Raw genomic sequence first — 16,183 nt, 5'->3', positions numbered from 1 at the left:
AGGGCGATGATCAAAGCAAACGGAGAAGCGAAATATATGGCGCTGTATGAAGCGCTGGCCAGCGAAGTCCGCTGGAAGCTGATGGGGCTGATTGCCGGCGGGGAGATGAACGTAAAGGATATCGCCGACCGGCTGGAGCTCAGCCCGTCCATCGTCACCATGCATATCCGCAAGCTGGAGTTGGCCGGACTGGTCGGCAGCCGCAGGGTGCGGTTGAACGGCGGGACGCATAAGCTTTGTTTTCTCAAGCAAGAAAACATCGAAATCGAGCTGCCTTCCGCCAGCCGCAACGCCAAGCTCCGGGAGCAGACGATCTCCGTCGGCCACTATACCGCCTTTGATGTTCACCCCACCTGCGGACTGGGCACGCATGAGAAGGAGATCGGGGTGTGGGACGATCCGCGGTATTTTCTCGACCCGGAGCGGGTGCAGGCGGCAATTCTCTGGTTCGGCTGGGGATACGTCGAATATAAGACGCCCAACTATCTTTCGCCTGAGCAGGCTGCTGAGGCCATTGAAATTTCGGTGGAGCTGGCTTCGGAAGCGCCGGGTTTAAGCGACCATTGGCCCTCGGACATCGGGTTTACGTTCAACGGCGTGTTCCTCGGCACCTGGACCAGTCCGGCGGATTTCGGCAGGGCGGCGCGCGGCAAATATACGCCCAAATGGTGGCACCGGAACGTCAACCAATACGGGCTGCTCAAGACGATCCGCATCGATGCCTCGGGCACTTATATGGACGGGGAACGGATGTCGGAAGTCACGATCGCCGATGTCCGGCTGCAGGAGCCGTTCTGGACGCTGCGCTTTACGGTGGACGAACGGGCAGAGCATGTCGGGGGCTTGACGATCTATGGCGCCGGCTTCGGCAACCATGATCAGGATATCGTCATCCGCGTTTATGTGGATGAACAATAAATGAAGACCGGAGAGTTGAAGACCCGCGGCTAGTTGGCCGCACGTACATAGACGCGTTCCCCGTGTTTGTCCACAACCACTTCCGCTTCGAAAAAGCTGCTGAGCACGTCGGTGGTCAAAAGGTCTGCAGACTCCCCGCTTTGCACAACCTCGCCTCTGCGCAGCAGGAGCGTATGGCTGAATACGGGCAAAATTTCCTCCGTGTGGTGGGTGACATAGATCAGCGTCGGCGATTCCTTGGACAAAGCCAGCTCCCGGATGCTCTCCAGCAGCCGTTCCCGGGAAAAGAGATCCAGCCCGTTGCAGGGCTCGTCCAGGATGAGGATGCGGGGGTTCGCCATCAGCGCGCGGGCGATGAGCAGCTTTTGCTTTTCCCCTTGCGAGCAGGTCCGGTATTCCCGGTCCCACAGATGGAGGCAGCCGAGCTGGCGCATCAGTTCCCGGGCAAGCGACGTATCTTCCTCGGAGAAATCGTCATACAGCCCAATCGTGGCATGTTTGCCGCTGATGATCACGTACTGCGTTCGGTCGGTGCCGTAGAGCTTCTCCTGCAGCGAAGAGCTGACCCAGCCGATGGATTTGCGCAGCTCGCGCAGGTCGACATCGCCAAACCGGTGGCCCAGAACCGAAATGCTGCCCGAGGTCGGCCACAGATAGCCGGTAATCATGTTCAGCAGCGTCGTTTTTCCGGAGCCGTTGAGCCCGAGGAGCGCCCAGTGTTCGCCGGGCCGGACCTGCCAGTCCACGTTGCTCAGCAGGGTGTTCGCCCCGCGGGTCCAGGTGACCTGATGCAAATCGATAATCATGAAGCGACCTTCTTTCCACGTTTTTTTAATAGCATAAACCGGATGACACGGAATGTCATGGCGAAAAATGCGACATCAACCACGAATTGGGCTTTTCCGGCTTGCAGCCGAGCATACGTGCCCAGGCTCTTTTTGTTTGTAATTTACTTATTTAATGTAAGCTGGATTACAGAAAAACCACCAACTCGGGGGTATGATATAGATACAGAAACGGAGGAGGCGAAAGAGAAATGAACGTTCAGACGTTAACGAAAAATACATTTCATGAGGCGGTTGCGCACGGCGTGACGCTCGTTGATTTTTACGCACCGTGGTGCGGACCTTGCAAAATGCAGGGGCCGATCGTGGAGCAGCTTGCGGAAGAAACGAAGCAGCTGGCGACTATGGCCAAAGTCAACACCGATCAGGAGCTGGACATCGCTGACGAGTTCGGCATCAAGAGCATGCCGACGCTGCTCTTTTTCAAGGACGGGTATTTGGTGGACCGGCTGGTCGGTCTGCAAGGGAAAGAAACGCTGAAACGTAAAATCGCAGAGGTTGCCGCGCTCGGCACCAGCTGCTAACCGAAGGAGAGAGTGAACATGGAGAGACTGCAATCGCAGGAACAATTCGGAGAACTCACCGGAAGAGACCGGATCACCGTGATGAAATTTGATGCGACGTGGTGCCCGGATTGCAAAAATCTGGACCGCTTTATCGGGGATATCGTAGCGGAGCATGCGGACAAGGAATTTATTGCCGTCGACGTCGAGCAGTTCCCGGAAATCGCCGAAGCTAACGAGGTCCGGGGCATCCCCAGCCTGCTGGTCTACCGGAACGGCGAAAAGCTCGCGCACCTGCACAGCAAATTCGCCAAAACGCCGGCGCAAATCCGCGAGTATCTGGAGGCCTTGTAACCTATTCTGAAGGCATCGCAATTTAAAAAAAACTTTCGGGCATAACGCATATGCCTGAAAGGTTTTTTGAGTTGGGGCGCGCTCTCTGGGTGCTAATAAAGCCGGCTTGCCGAGAGTCCGCGCATGCGCGTTACATCGCCGGCTCTTCCGACGTTTCCAGCCCGAAACGTTCGCACAGCGCCTTCAGCCCGCCCGGGAAACTCCGGCCGATCGGGTGGAACCACCACTCCCCTTGCTGCTTGTACAATTCTCCGGCGGCAATCCCCGTCGCGTCCGCAGACGACTCCAGCGGAAATACCGCTACCGTAGCGCCTGTATCCGCCCTGACGATGCGCAATCCTGCGCTTGCCAACTGCCCCGGATTCCCGTTCTGCTGCTCCCCATGGTACAGCGTCAGCGCAAACAGAATCCGCTCGGCTTCTTCCGGAAGCCCGGCCGTACGGACCAGAAAGCTGCTCTGACGGTCCGCAGGTTTGAACAGAACAACGGAAGCGTTGGCATTCGCAGAATTTCCGTAGAAAATCAGGTCCTCTTCCTTCCGGCAGCGTCCCGAACCATCGGCGATAAACGCCGAGACGTCGACCTCGGGCCGCGCGGTACCGTCTTTCATCTCCCAGCCGAACTCAAGCAGCAGCCGGGGAGCTTCCCCGCTTGGGTTGACGGGAATCCGCTGCCCTTGGATCAGCGCCGGATAATCTTGTCCAGCTCCGGCTGTCCACAGTGCGGCTACAGCGGACGTATGAGACGTCGCTGGTATCGCGCCCCCGGCAGGGGCAGACGCCGGCGCGGCCGCTTTTTTCGCCGGCGTATTCTTTTTGGCCGGCTTCTTGGGCAGCGCCGTGAACGGCGTATAGCCTGCGGCATGCAGCGTGCCGCTCGCATATCCGGCTTCCTGACTGAGCAGCAACGGATCGGTGTGGCCGTGCTTCTCCATCAGCTTGCCGAGGATTTTGGCCGCGGCTCTGGCATCGTCCAGCGCGTCATGGTGATTCAGACCGATGCCGAAATGCCGCGACACGGTATCGAGCCGGTGCGAGTCGAGCTGCCCGAGCAGCTTTTTGCTGAGCAGATACGTGCACAAATATTGAAACGACGGATATTCGGCGCCGCATTTGTCCAGACAGTACCGCAGCACGCTCATGTCGAAGGAAGCATTATGCGCGACTACGACTTGTCCGGCGAGCCAGGGCGCGAGCTCCGGCCAAAGCTGCCCGAACGTGGGCTGACCCCGGACCATGGAGGGCGTGATCCCGTGAATCGCGATGTTCCGGCCGTCAAAATGTTCCTCCGGATCGATCAGCCAGCTCTTCTCCCTGACGATCCTTCCGTTACTATAATGAACCGCCCCCAGCGAGCAGGCGCTGGAGCGGCTGGCATTTGCAGTTTCAAAGTCAATCGCTATAAAGTCCATAAAGCATCTCCAATCCAGGCATATATTCTTTAGTTTAAAGTAGCATTGCTGCTAATACAATCCAAAGCCTGGCATAAAAAAGTGCTCCGGGAAAAGCCAACGTATGGCTTCCCGGGGCACTTTTATGTTAGGAGCCGGATTTAACCGCGGGCCGCCGCTGCCGCATGGATTTCCGTCGGGCGGCGTCTCCGCCAGCGGTGCGCGAAATACGCGCCGCGTACGGCTTCGTCGAGGATCATCGCCGCCAGGACGCCGGCGACGCCCCAGCCGGCGGATACGCCAAGCAGGTACGCTCCGCCCGTCGAAATCAGCCACATGCCGATGACGGTGAGCACGGCGACGGGCCGGGCCTCGCCGATGATATTCAGCGAGCCGGAGAGGCAAAAGGCGTTGACGCGCAGTGCCTGCCACAGGATGCAGACCGCCAGCAGCGGAACGGATAAGTCCAGAATATCGGGACTGGAAATAAACGCCCGTAAAACCGGCCTTCCGGCGATCCAGAGCCCGGTTGAGGTGGCGAGGGCCAAGGCGGTACCGATTGCAATCGCCTTGACCGGACCTTTGTACACCAGGTCATGCCTGCCGGCGCCGTACGCGTGGCCGATCTGAATGGCGAGCGCGCTGCCGATGGCCGAGGACAGCATCCAGGGGAATTGCTCGACCGTCTGCACATAGGTGTAGGAGGCTAAGGTGTCCGGTCCCATGGAAGAGAGGATGGACAATAATACGATTTGGGAGAAGCCCCAGGACATGGCCGTGACGGATACGGGCAAGCCGATGCCGAGAATCTCCTTCAGCAGTCCCCGGTCCATCCCCCGCCAGTCGCTGCGCTGCATGCGCGGCGTAAACGTCTTCCACAACAGCTGGAGGGCAAAAACGAGCGCGGCGAGCCGGCTGACGACGGTCGAGATGGCGGTCCCCTCCACGCCGAGCGCAGGAAACGGCCCCCGGCCGAAGATCAGGCCATAATTCAGCCCGAGATGCAGCAGGTTCATGCCGAGCGTAATCAACATCGGCCCTTTCGTGTTGCCGGTGTTGCGGATCAGCGCATTGATGACCAGCTGCAGCGTCACGGCGGCCATCCCTCCGCCGACAAAGGTCAAATAGGAACCGGCGTACGGCGAAACCGCCGCCGGAATGCCCATGAGCCGCAGGACCGGCCCGGAAGCAAACACGAAAAAGAGGCCGCCGGCCAAGCCGAACGCCAGATTGATTTTGATGGCGATCGCGGCCGTCTTGCGGGCTTTTTCCCATTCACCGGCGCCCCACATCCGGGCAAGAATTGCGCCGGCCCCGGCGTTGATTACGGTAAACAGCGTCATCGCTGTCTGGATGATCTGGTTGGCGACCCCGACCCCGGATACCGCCTGATCGCCGAGCCGGCTGACCATCATCGTATCCAGCGTGCCCATCAGAAATTGCAGGAGCAGTTCGATGCCGATCGGCCAGGACAGCTGCCATAACCCCGTGGTCTTGTTGTTGCTTGCGCTCTGCATGTCCGTTACAGCCGCCCTTTCCGTCAATCTTGTCTTATGTGCTGTTCCGCATTCCGCGTATACGCTACAATGATAGTGGAGCCGGCGCCGATTGTCTTATCGGATATTGGGCTTCATTATTCCAATCTTGTTATCCGGAAAGGATTCGCATGAACAGGGAGCTTTGGGAAGATACCGAGCTGGCGGGGCGGACGTTTCCGTTCAATATTTTTCATACGGCATTTCAGGAGCATGACGCGCTTCGGCTTCATTGGCATGAGCATTTCGAGATGATCCGGGTCGAGCGGGGGGAAGCGTTGTTCCAGATCGGGGGACAGACGTATCAGGGGCAGCGGGGCGATCTCTTCTTCGTGAACAGCGGGGAACTGCATGCGATCCAATCGCCGAGGGATCGTTTTACGATTGATGTTGCCGTTTTTCATCCTTCCATGGTTGGCATGCCGGGCGGAGATCACCACGCCTTCGATATGGTGTCGCCTTATACGGCCGGGCTGAAACGAATCCGTAACCGGTTGCCGGCTGCGGAGCCGGAGGTGGACGGAATTTCCCGGCTATTGATGGAGCTTGTAGCCGAGTTCAACGGCCGGGCCGAACATTACGAGCAAGCGGTTCGGGCGTTATGCCAGCTGCTGTTCACCCGCATCGTCCGCCGGTTTGACGACAGCGGCGATTCCGTCCGGAAAAATGCCGTATTCCTGCAGAAGACCGAGCGGCTGAAGGCGCTGCTGCAGCATGTCGAACAGCATCTTGCCGAACCGATCCCGCTGGACAAGGCCGCGGCGATGGTTCATCTCAGTCCCTATCATTTCTGCAAAATGTTCAAGCAGCTGACCGGCATGACGTTTGTGCAATATGTCAACGGCCAACGCATGGCGGAAGCCGAACGGCTGCTGCGGGGAACCGCACTGACCGTGACGGAAATCGCGGAGCGCGTCGGCTGCGGGGGCATTAACAGCTTTTCGAAGCTGTACAAGCAGCTGAAAGGGATCACGCCGACGGCAACCCGGCAACAAAAGTCCTGACACGGAACAGGGGCCCGAATATGATTCGGGCCCTTATTTGTACAGCTTGTTTAAATGGCGGAACTCCAGCGGGGTCATGCCCTCCAGGGCCCGGAAGCATTTGCCGAAATAGCTGGTTTGCGAAAAACCGCTCTCCGCCGCGATCTGCTTAACCGACAGGCTTGTGGTGGCCAGCAGGCGTTTGGCCTGCAAAATCCGGGCTTCCATCACGAAATCCGGGAACGATTTGCCGAAGATCCGGCTGAATCTGCGGCTGAAATAATGCGGGCTGTAGCCGGCGAGCGCGGCGGCTTCCTCCAGCGTAAAAGGCTCTTTGCAGTGCGCCAGAATATAGTTGGCGGCGGTGCGGATCTTATCCGCGGAGGGGCTGGCGGGAACGTTCAGCTGCGACGCCACGGACTGCAGACGGAGAAGCAGCTCGTAGAGCGCAGCGGCCATCGCGTATTCGTCGTCGACCGTGTAGCTCCGGCCCAGCTCCAGCAGCCTGTCGAGCAGGAACCGGGCGGGAACCATATCGCCAAGCTCGAACAGCCAGGGCTCATCCAAACCTTTGCCGTTCAGCAGCTCGTCCAGATGGGTGCCGAAAAAATGCACCCAGCGGATGTTCCACGGATCATGGGCGCTCGAATGGTAGGTTTGCCGCAGTCCCGGGCCGTAGAGAAAGCCTTGTCCCCGGACCAGCTCGTACGTTTTGCCGTCCGCCTGCAGATACCCCGTCCCGGACAGCACGATATGCAGATTGTAATAACGGTCCAGATGATTTTCGCGCGAGGCGTATTCCCGCTGGACCGCATGCTCCGGGAACTCGCTGTATCCGCCGATGAAATCGGGAAAGCAGACGTGGCGGGGAAACAGCGGCTTGGGGAGGAAAATATGCTCCTTCATGTGGGGCTCCTTTCGATGATATGAACAAAAAACGGATTTCAGGCGGGGTCGCAAGTGCGCAACATTTTCATACAATTTATCGTGTATTCGATTTCATATTAGAGTAATAGAAGAGCCTGATGACAATATATTAATATACTTCGCATGATTTTGTCATTTCCATCCGGCCGGGCGGGTACTAGAATGAAGGTACGAAACCGTCCAGGAGGTAGCCCTTACATGAAGAAATCGCTTCAAAGCAACGAATTGACCCTAGGTGTATGTTATTATCCGGAGCATTGGCCGGAGGAGCTATGGGAGGATGATTTCCGCCGGATGCGGGAGCTGAACATCTCCGTGATCCGGATGGCGGAGTTTGCCTGGTCGATCATGGAACCGGAGGAAGGCCGGTTTGACTTCGGCTTTTTCGCCCGCGTGCTCGATCTGGCGGATCGTCACGGCCTGCAGGTCATTCTAGGTACGCCGACGGCGACGCCGCCCGCCTGGCTGACCCACAAGTATCCCGAAACGCTGAACGCCAGCAAGGAAGGCGTGCTCTACCGCCACGGCATGCGGCGCCATTACAATTATTCCAGTCCGAAATACCGCGAGCTGTGCGCGCGGGTGGTGCGGAACATGGTGCTGGCCTATAAAGATCATCCGGCAGTCATCGGCTGGCAGATCGATAATGAGCTGAACTGCGAAATCAACGTGTTTTATGCCGATGCGGATCACGCCGCATTCCGGGAATGGCTGAAGGAGCGTTACGGCACGCTGGAGGCGCTCAATAAAGCGTGGGGCACCGTGTTCTGGAGCCAGACCTTCACCGATTGGGAGCAGGTCTACTTGAGCCGCCCGACGGTCAACCAGTCGATTAATCCGCATTTGGCACTGGACGAGAAGCGGTTTATTTCCGCCAACACGATTTCTTTTGCCAAGCTGCAGGCCGACATTATCCGCGAGCTTGCGCCGAACCAATGGATCACGACGAACGGCATGTTCGGGCATCTGGACAACCATGAAATGACCGAAAGGCTGCTGGACTTTTACTCTTACGATTCGTATCCGCAGTTCTCGACGATTTTTCCGGGGCAAGACGAACATCCGCTGATGGACCGCGCCTGGAGCATGAACCTGACCAATGTGCGTTCGATTTCGCCGAACTTCTGCATCATGGAACAGCAGTCCGGCCCGGGCGGCTGGGTCGACCGGATCGGCATGGGAACCCCAAGACCGGGACAAATCCGGCTCTGGACGTACCAGTCGGTCATGCATGGCGCCGATCTTGTCGTTTATTTCCGCTGGCGCACGGCGACGATGGGCACGGAAATATATTGGCACGGCATCAATGACTACCATAATCAGCCGAACCGCCGGGTCGCGGAGGTGGCGCAGATCGGCGGAGAGTTCGCGAAGATCGGCACGGAAATCGCCGGCACCGCTTATCAGGCCGACATTGCCATTATGCAGGACTACGATAACAACTGGGACGGCGAACTTGATGAATGGCATGGCCCGCTGGGCTGGCAGAGCATGCTCGCCTGGTTCAAGCAGCTGCAATACCGCCACATTCCGGCGGATCTCGTGACGCTGCGGCCGACCAGCACGCTGGAGGAGCTCCTTCCTTACCCAATCATCGTGTATCCGCATCCGGCCATTATGACGGATGAGACGGCAGAGCTGCTGACCCGGTATGTCGAGCAAGGGGGCAAGCTGTTCTTCGGGGCGCGGACTGGTTATAAAACGCCGGAAGGCCACTGCGCGATGCGGCCGTTCCCGGGTCCGGTCGCCGGGCTGTGCGGCATTACGGTCGAGGACTTTACGCTGGTCAAAGGCACGACGCCTGCCGCGGAGCTGCATTGGGAAGGCCGTCTGGAGGCCGGTACCCCGGCGAAAGGCTTTAACGATATTCTGAAGGTGGAGCATCCGGATACCGAGGTGATCGCGGAGTATGCCTCCGAATATTACCGGGGCAAGCCGGCCCTGACCCGCCGCGCCGTCGGCGGAGGCGAGGCCTGGTATTACGGGGCGGCGTACAGCGAGCCGGTGGTCGATGCGATCCTTGACGAGCTTGGGCAACGTTCTCCGGTAGCGGATTGGCTTGAGCTGCCGGCCGAAGTGGAACTGGGGATCCGCGCTTCAGCCGATGCTTCGTACGTGTTCCTGCTGAATTACGCCGGCGAGCCGGCCGTGGTACGAGCCGGACAGACCGTCAAGGAACTGCTGTCGGGTGAAGAGCTGGAGGGCGAAATATCGATACCGCCATACGGGGTTCTGATCCTTCAGACCTCGCGGTAACGCCGTGAAATACTTGTTTGACTAACCGGCAAACATGTCGTAAATTAAACTCGTTGGGCCATCTTTCCCAAATCGGAAAGTGGCCCTTTTATTCATATAGAGAGAAAAAACCTGCGATCAGCGGGCAAGGAGAAGGAATGTGGACAACATGACGAAAAGTGGGATTGTTCAGAAAGACAGGCAGATCCTGACACTCAGGGGACTGAATTTTTGGCTGTACGCGGTACAGGCGGTCATCGCGCCGTTTTTGCCGCTTTATTTTGCCGACAAGGGGTATACCTCCTCGCAGATCGGACTGCTGATGATGATCGGTCCGTTTGCGGCCAGTCTGGTCCAGCCGTTCTGGGGGTACATCAGCGACCGTTTCCGTACCGTAAAATTGCTTATCGGACTGCTCTGGATAATGACGGTTGTAAGCGGTTTCGCTCTGTTTCACGCGCATACCTATGCATTGACGTTGGTGTTCGTTTTGTCGCTGTACTTCTTTTTTCAGCCTTCCACGCCGCTTCTGGACAGCATCTCCTCGCGGTCGGCTGCACGGCGCGGCGCGTCCTACGGATCGCTGCGGCTGTTCGGCTCGATCGGCTACACGGCGATTTCGCTGTCGGCCGGATTCCTGTTGGCCCGGATGGGCGGCATCAGCCATTTGTCCACATTGTTTATGGCGGCATGGATTGTTCCGCTGATCCTGCTCTTTTTCCTGCGCGACGAGCCGTCCGAGGGAGAAGGGATCAATCTCAAGGCGTTCAAAGAACTGATCCTCAATAAATCCTTCCTGTGGTTTCTGCTGCTGGTATTTATTCTTTCGGTCCCTCACCGGATGAACGATGTTATGCTCGGATTATATATGAAGGATCTCGGTGCATCCGATGCAATGGTTGGCTGGGCTTGGGCGCTGGCCGCCGCCGCCGAAATTCCGGCTTTTGCGCTGCTCGGCAAATATCTGCATAAGGTGCATGAGTTTGCGCTGATCGGCCTGGTCGCCTTCATTTACACGCTCCGCTGGCTTATGTATTATGTGTCCGATGATCCCTGGGTGCTTCTGCTGCTGCAGGCCGGCGCCTGCATCACCTTTGCCGTCTTCTGGCTCACCTGCATGCATTACGTGGCCCGGACGCTGCCGCCGCAGCTGATCGCTACCGGCATATCGCTGCTAAGCATGGTCTACCTTGGCCTTGCCGGCGTTTCGGGCGGGATCATCGGCGGCCGGCTCAGCGACGCTTTCGGCGGAGCCAGCATGTACTTGTTCGCTGTCATTGTTTCATTTATTGCCGGGTTCCTGTTCCTGGGCACGCATATGAAACGCCGCAGACAGGAGCGGCGGCTGTAGACAGCTCCGTTCCTACACGAACCCGCACCTTCCCAAGAGGGCTGCGGGTTTTTAGCATGCCCTGAAGTTCCGGTCCGTTTTTTTTGCGGAACCTCTCTTGGTCTAGGAAATGGCGGACGTTTCCGAATATGATGCTACTGCATCAGAAGGAGGATCTCGCGAGAAGGAGTGGTGATGGCAATGAAGAAACCGGCAAGAGCGAAGAAAAAGCAGGCGTACCCCAAGCGCCTCCGGCAACCGGTATTGCGGGCCCGGCCCAAACGGTCAAGCCGGACATCCGTAAACGCCCAGACCGTACGTTTTGCGGTGATCGGCGACAGCCATGTCGGCTACGGCAACAGCCAGGCGATCTTCGCCGGCCTGCTGCCCAAAGCGGCAAGCGGCGGCAACAAGCGATTCTTTATCTTCGGCGGAGACAACGCGCAAGCGGGGGCCGACCATGGCAGCCATGCGGATGCGTATTATCAGGCGTTCAAGGATCAGGTCACGCAAACACTGGGGAGCATCCCGTACCGGACGTCCATCGGCAATTGGGAAGCCAGTACCCGCCCGCTGTTCGTGAAGCATTTGAACCCCGTGTACGGACAGATGAATTTTCCGGGGACGCAAGGAAAAGTAAAGTACATCTGGCTGGATTGCGCGCTGGGTGCCTTCAGCAGCGGCAGCCTCCGGCTGCTCCGCAATCTGGACGACAAGTCTTTTTACGTTATTGACTTTCATTGGCCGCTGAATGTACCGGGAATTACGGTGGATCCCAGCCATGTGCTCAGCAAGACGGAAACCGAGAAGTTCTATAATGCCATTCCTTTCGCGGCCAGAAGCAAGGTGCTGGCGATCTTTACGCATCATGGGCATAAATTTTTCCGGAAGCTGGGCAATCTGTATTCGGGGTATGCCAAAACGAAGTTTTTTGTGTGCGGTTGCTCCGGCGATTATAAGTGCAAGAGCGGAGACCGGGGGTATTACGACGGGGTATTGACGATAAACGGAAACACGGCAAGCCTCGAGGCTTACCGTGTTCAGGTTACGTAGAGGCGGGAGCGGACAGGCGTGACAGGATAGGCTCCAGGCTGGCGCTGTTCAACGGCTTCTGCAGCGAATCGATGCCGCACAAGGCAAAAGGCGCGAGGATGAAATCATGGCTGCTGGTCACGACAACCTTGCTCTGCGGCAGGCGCTGTTCCAGCCGGTCCAGCAGGCGCGAGCCGTTCAGAAGCAGCAGCTTGGCATCGGTTACGATCAGATCGGGCTCAAGCATCTCGATCAGCTGGACGGCGGAACTGTCGCAGACGGCTTCCCATACCGCATCGATCCGGATCTGGAGCCGGGTGAGCATTTGCCGCAGCGAATCGCGTACATGAGGATTGTCGTCAACAAGGATGATTTTCATGGGTACACCTCCTGTAATGCGGATCAAGAATCACCGGGACTCGCAGCCAGTCCGCGCTGCGGCAATGCCATCAGCGCGAAGGCGGCGCAAGCGAAGAGCAGGCAGCCGACATAGGCGCCGCGGTTGCCGAACCAGCCGGCGGCGAGGCCTCCGGCCAGGTTGCCGGCGAGCCGGCCGAGGGTGCTGCCGTTGGTATACAGCGTTGAAGCATAGCCGGGTTGATCCGGCAGCAAATCCTGAATGTAGCTGATGCCGACGGTGGAGATCACGGCGACGAAAAAGGCGAGCAGCACCTGCCCGGCGAGCACCTGCCACATCTGGGATGCGAACAGCACGACCAGATAGTACACCCCGCCGACCACGATGCCGGACAACATAAGCTTCTGGCCGGAGAATTTGGCGGACAACCCGCCCAATGCCAGCATGATCGGAATCTCAAGCAAAGCACAGATGCTGGCGACGGTCGCCACATCCCCGGTGTTGCCGCCCAGGGAGCCGGTAACAAACAGCGAGATGTTCAGGTTGTTCATCCAGTGGCCGGTATACAAAAAGGCGACGACCAGAAACGGCAGCAGCACCCGTGCATCCTGGTGCAGGCGCATCGGCGGAGCGGGACGCGCAGCCGTTGAAGCAGGGGCTGCGGCCGGCTGCTTCATGAAGACGGAAATGAGCACGGCGCAAAACACGAAGATCGCCACGGTCCCGGCAAAGATCCCACGGAAGCCGAATTGCGCGATCAGCACCGATCCGATGAGCGGGCCGAGGATGAAACCGAGCGAAAACATCGAGCGCAGCGTCGAGTTGGCGAACCCGTGGTCCGCCGTGCCGCTGGCATTGACCGCTTCGCGCGAGCTGGCAAACAGCTGCGGCATGGCGGGCGTGCCCAACGCCGTAAAGACCGTCATAAAGACCAGCAGCGCGTAAAATTCATGAATGAACAAATAGCCGGAAAAAGCGATGGCGTTGCAGATCAGCGCAGCGGCCATAATTTTTTTGCGGCTGAGCCCGCTGTCGGATCGCCGTGCGACGGCCGAGCTGAGCCAAACGCCGCTCAGCAGCGTAACCGCCGTAAACACGCCGAAGGTTGCGGCAGAGACTTCCAGCTTGGTGGTGAAGTACACCGCGAGGAACGGCGAGCTTATCGAAATCGCCATCCCCATCAGCATCATGCAGATCATGTAGAGGGGATAGCCGGGAATGCGGAATAAAAGGCGGATTCGTTTTAGCATAATGTAAGGCAGGACTCCCTTGGACAACAGCTTGCAGTCAGCTCTTTGATTTGGTTATAGTATAGTTAATTATGCAGGGCAAAAGAATGTTTAATCTGATTGAAAAGTTCTACTATTTGGCTGGGGGAACCTTAGCATGGATTTAAGGCTGCATGCTTGTGCCTATTCTTTTCATACTCTTCCGTTTAAAACCTCCTTTACGCCGCCGCCGTATTATCTGTTCCGTCTGCAGGTAACCGGTTCGTCGAAGGCGCTTGTCCATGGGAAAATCGTCCGGCTCGACGCAGGCGATCTGCTGATCATCCGTCCCGGCGAGCCCTATCATCTGTCCGTGGAAGAGATCGACGGCAGGATCTCCAGCGGCGACTATTATCTGCTCTGCGAGGGCGCCTGGATGGACGCATGGTTCGCCGCCCGACACCGGCCGACGCTCCAGCGCATTCATCTGGATGCCGGAATGCTGTCGCTCTGGCAGCAGCTGTCCGTCGAGCAGCACCGCGTCGTGGGCGCCCAACCCGAGCTGATCCGCCATTTGCTGTGCGCCTTGTGCCTGTCGCTCGACCGTCTGTCGGTCGAAGAATCGTCGCTTGAAGCGCCCAAACGTTCCAATGAAATGGTCATGCGGATGCAGCTGTACATCAGCGAAAATGCGCTCAGTCCGCTGCGGGTGGAGGATGTCGCCGCGTTTGCCGGACTCAGCGTCTCGCGGGCGGTTCATCTGTTCAAGGACCTGACCGGATACACCATTATCGGTTATGCGCAGGAGATCCGTTTATCGAACGCGCTGGAGCGTATCCGTTATACGGACTTCAGCCTGGAGAGCATCGCCTCCAGCTGCGGCTTCGGCACATACTCCTATTTCCACAAGGTGTTCAAGGCAAGGTTCGGCTTCACGCCGCGCGAGATTCGTAGCAGGCATGCGGAACCGGACCATGATGCGGCCAGCCTGCGGCTGAAGGATCTGTCCGGCATGTCGCCGGACGCGCTGCGCTTCCTGACGCTGCGGGGCGACCGCGAAACAACGGATGAATGGATGGAGTAATGGCCAACAAGACACTCGAATACGCGTAGAATACGAAAGCCTGTCCCGTGCCCGAAAGGGTGCGGGATTTTTTTTGTTTGTAGCAATTGATGTATTTTTAAGCGCTGTGAGTGGGTGTTTGATGTAGCGATGAAAGGGGGGAGCAGGAAGGCGTATTTGAAGGCGTGCCCCGAGTCTGCCGTTACGAGTAATCCCGACATATGCGGACGACCGTTTGTGATGACACGGCGGCCAAGCAGCGCCGGGGCCGGCAGCGGTAGCAAAATATCCTTTGAATAAAGCGAACGAATGTTCTATAATAAAGAAGATACATATTTTGTATGCGGAGGGATATTAAGCGCATGATTGAGTGGTTGGATTTTCTGCTGGAAGCCAAAAAAGCTACCTATGCCGGTGAAGGCCCGGAGGGCTTGTCATCAAGGCCGTTATCGCATGATCTGGAATATCGCAAGGGTGATTTGCTGTACATTGACACCTATCTCGGTTCCGAGAAATTTTCCGGCCAGGAAGGGGTATGGGTGAGCGGCCAGCCGGTCTGGGCCATGAATTATACAGGACGGGTGAATGGAGAGGGATTTAACGGGGATTTCCTGAAGGAGGCGCTGTGGCATGCATCGGCATCCCATCCGTTCAGAGGCCCGGAGCTTTATCAGAGCGGAGATTATTCATATGAATGCGCAGCGACCGGAGATCTGGACTGGTTTCAAGGCGCGGAGGTCATCCGGTTGAGAGGCCAGCAAATCTATGAATGCTTTTTCCACGGCGGGGCTGTGAAATAAGAAATACTCTGAACGGCGTCCAGTTAGCAATGAGAGCAAATTTCCCTGTATCAGCCGTTTTACGCTTGAAATGTAGGCGCCGAACTGAATGAATAGGGCCTTATCTCCGAGACTAAAAAAGCGGGCTAAGGAGGGATCAATCCCCTCCCCCTCCCCCGCCGCCATCGCCGCCGCCGGAGTCTCCGCCCCCGCCAAAGTCTCCGCCCCCGCCAAAGTCGCCCCCGCCGCTGATCCCGCCTGAATGGTCGCCGTGATGTCCGCCGCCGAAGCTGCCCCCGTCATGGTGATGCCCATGGTGGCTGTGATGATCCTGGTGTCCCTGATGGTGATGCCCTTGTTTATCGTGATCATCTCCACCGTAACGGGAATTCAAATCCGGCGTGCTGTCAATTCCTGTAGTGTAGAAGCCGTCTCCCGAATGATTTCGGCCCGACCCATTGTAGCCTCCGGGTCTGCCTCCGCCATTCGCTTTAATAGCCTGAACAATCGCAAATACGGCAATAAATATAATCAAAAGAATCACAACGTTCATTGGCAATCGCTCCTTTTAATAGAATTTTACAATCTCCATCCAATTGCTCTCCGTATTATCGTATGCAACTGAGCGGTCGTCATTGCGGTCATGCACATGATGCTCAAGATGCTCGTAATGTCATCGCCGCAGCCTAGGCGTAAAAGCCAGGGTACGTATTTCTCCGTGCC

General features: G+C 57.6%; 16 protein-coding genes. 9 read left to right on the top strand and 7 right to left on the bottom strand.

What is annotated here, in order from left to right; all coding sequences use genetic code 11:
- The first annotated feature begins 6 nt into the window (after window positions 1-6).
- Window positions 7-918, top strand: a complete 912-nt coding sequence (locus tag BMW84_RS12235) for an ArsR/SmtB family transcription factor (protein WP_091068695.1) — start codon at window positions 7-9, stop codon at window positions 916-918.
- Window positions 919-947: 29 nt separating this feature from the next.
- Here the strand turns inward: BMW84_RS12235 and BMW84_RS12230 are convergent, their stop codons facing one another.
- On the bottom strand, window positions 948-1,724 hold the full coding sequence (locus tag BMW84_RS12230; protein ID WP_091068693.1) for an ABC transporter ATP-binding protein: 777 nt from the start codon (window positions 1,722-1,724) through the stop codon (window positions 948-950).
- A gap of 230 nt (window positions 1,725-1,954) precedes the next feature.
- Between BMW84_RS12230 and trxA the strand changes: the two genes are divergently transcribed.
- Both trxA and BMW84_RS12220 read left to right on the top strand, forming a co-directional pair.
- Window positions 1,955-2,287: a thioredoxin gene (trxA, locus tag BMW84_RS12225; protein WP_091068691.1), complete on the top strand. Its 333-nt coding sequence runs from the start codon at window positions 1,955-1,957 to the stop codon at window positions 2,285-2,287.
- Window positions 2,288-2,305: 18 nt separating this feature from the next.
- Window positions 2,306-2,620, top strand: coding sequence for a thioredoxin family protein (locus tag BMW84_RS12220; protein ID WP_091068688.1), 315 nt, complete (start codon window positions 2,306-2,308; stop codon window positions 2,618-2,620).
- A 130-nt stretch (window positions 2,621-2,750) separates the two neighbouring features.
- Here BMW84_RS12220 and BMW84_RS24800 read toward each other — a convergent pair whose 3' ends face one another.
- Together BMW84_RS24800 and BMW84_RS12210 are read right to left on the bottom strand one after the other, a co-directional pair.
- A complete protein-coding gene (locus tag BMW84_RS24800) occupies window positions 2,751-4,031 on the bottom strand; it encodes a TerD family protein (protein WP_175498790.1) in 1,281 nt (426 codons plus the stop codon).
- Window positions 4,032-4,171: 140 nt separating this feature from the next.
- Window positions 4,172-5,527, bottom strand: a complete 1,356-nt coding sequence (locus BMW84_RS12210; RefSeq protein WP_091068685.1) for an MATE family efflux transporter — start codon at window positions 5,525-5,527, stop codon at window positions 4,172-4,174.
- A gap of 149 nt (window positions 5,528-5,676) precedes the next feature.
- Here BMW84_RS12210 and BMW84_RS12205 point away from each other — a divergent pair, with 149 nt between their 5' ends.
- Window positions 5,677-6,549, top strand: coding sequence for an AraC family transcriptional regulator (locus BMW84_RS12205; protein ID WP_091068683.1), 873 nt, complete (start codon window positions 5,677-5,679; stop codon window positions 6,547-6,549).
- A gap of 33 nt (window positions 6,550-6,582) precedes the next feature.
- Here the strand turns inward: BMW84_RS12205 and BMW84_RS12200 are convergent, their stop codons facing one another.
- A complete protein-coding gene (locus BMW84_RS12200) occupies window positions 6,583-7,434 on the bottom strand; it encodes a helix-turn-helix transcriptional regulator (protein ID WP_091068681.1) in 852 nt (283 codons plus the stop codon).
- Window positions 7,435-7,653: 219 nt separating this feature from the next.
- Here BMW84_RS12200 and BMW84_RS12195 point away from each other — a divergent pair, with 219 nt between their 5' ends.
- From BMW84_RS12195 to BMW84_RS12185, 3 genes are all read left to right on the top strand, one after another.
- Window positions 7,654-9,711 (top strand): beta-galactosidase, encoded by a 2,058-nt coding sequence (locus BMW84_RS12195; protein ID WP_091068677.1) that lies wholly within the window; start codon window positions 7,654-7,656, stop codon window positions 9,709-9,711.
- A gap of 148 nt (window positions 9,712-9,859) precedes the next feature.
- Window positions 9,860-11,041 carry an MFS transporter gene (locus BMW84_RS12190; protein WP_091069712.1) on the top strand — a complete coding sequence of 394 codons (1,182 nt, stop codon included), beginning with the start codon at window positions 9,860-9,862 and terminating at the stop codon, window positions 11,039-11,041.
- Between the two features lie 180 nt (window positions 11,042-11,221).
- Window positions 11,222-12,073 carry a metallophosphoesterase family protein gene (locus BMW84_RS12185; protein ID WP_091069711.1) on the top strand — a complete coding sequence of 284 codons (852 nt, stop codon included), beginning with the start codon at window positions 11,222-11,224 and terminating at the stop codon, window positions 12,071-12,073.
- On the opposite strand, the gene BMW84_RS12180 is transcribed toward BMW84_RS12185, so the two are convergent.
- Window positions 12,066-12,431 (bottom strand): response regulator, encoded by a 366-nt coding sequence (locus tag BMW84_RS12180; RefSeq protein ID WP_091068675.1) that lies wholly within the window; start codon window positions 12,429-12,431, stop codon window positions 12,066-12,068. The two genes, BMW84_RS12185 and BMW84_RS12180, sit on opposite strands and share 8 nt — an antisense overlap.
- Window positions 12,432-12,454: 23 nt before the next feature.
- Window positions 12,455-13,660, bottom strand: a complete 1,206-nt coding sequence (locus BMW84_RS12175) for a sugar efflux transporter (RefSeq protein ID WP_091068672.1) — start codon at window positions 13,658-13,660, stop codon at window positions 12,455-12,457.
- Between the two features lie 136 nt (window positions 13,661-13,796).
- Between BMW84_RS12175 and BMW84_RS12170 the strand changes: the two genes are divergently transcribed.
- Together BMW84_RS12170 and BMW84_RS12165 are read left to right on the top strand one after the other, a co-directional pair.
- The gene (locus BMW84_RS12170; protein ID WP_091068670.1) at window positions 13,797-14,702 is read left to right on the top strand and encodes a helix-turn-helix transcriptional regulator; all 906 of its coding nucleotides are present in this window, start codon (window positions 13,797-13,799) and stop codon (window positions 14,700-14,702) included.
- Window positions 14,703-15,043: 341 nt separating this feature from the next.
- A complete protein-coding gene (locus tag BMW84_RS12165) occupies window positions 15,044-15,481 on the top strand; it encodes a DUF5680 domain-containing protein (protein ID WP_175498789.1) in 438 nt (145 codons plus the stop codon).
- Window positions 15,482-15,617: 136 nt separating this feature from the next.
- On the opposite strand, the gene BMW84_RS24795 is transcribed toward BMW84_RS12165, so the two are convergent.
- Window positions 15,618-16,013, bottom strand: coding sequence for a hypothetical protein (locus tag BMW84_RS24795; RefSeq protein ID WP_091068665.1), 396 nt, complete (start codon window positions 16,011-16,013; stop codon window positions 15,618-15,620).
- Between the last annotated feature and the right edge of the window lie 170 nt (window positions 16,014-16,183).

The sequence above is a fragment of the Paenibacillus sp. NFR01 genome, from assembly GCF_900111565.1.
GTDB lineage: Bacteria > Bacillota > Bacilli > Paenibacillales > Paenibacillaceae > Paenibacillus_AQ.
The sequence above is the reverse complement of the archived record's forward strand: the minus strand, read 5'-3'. Positions and strand labels throughout refer to the sequence as shown.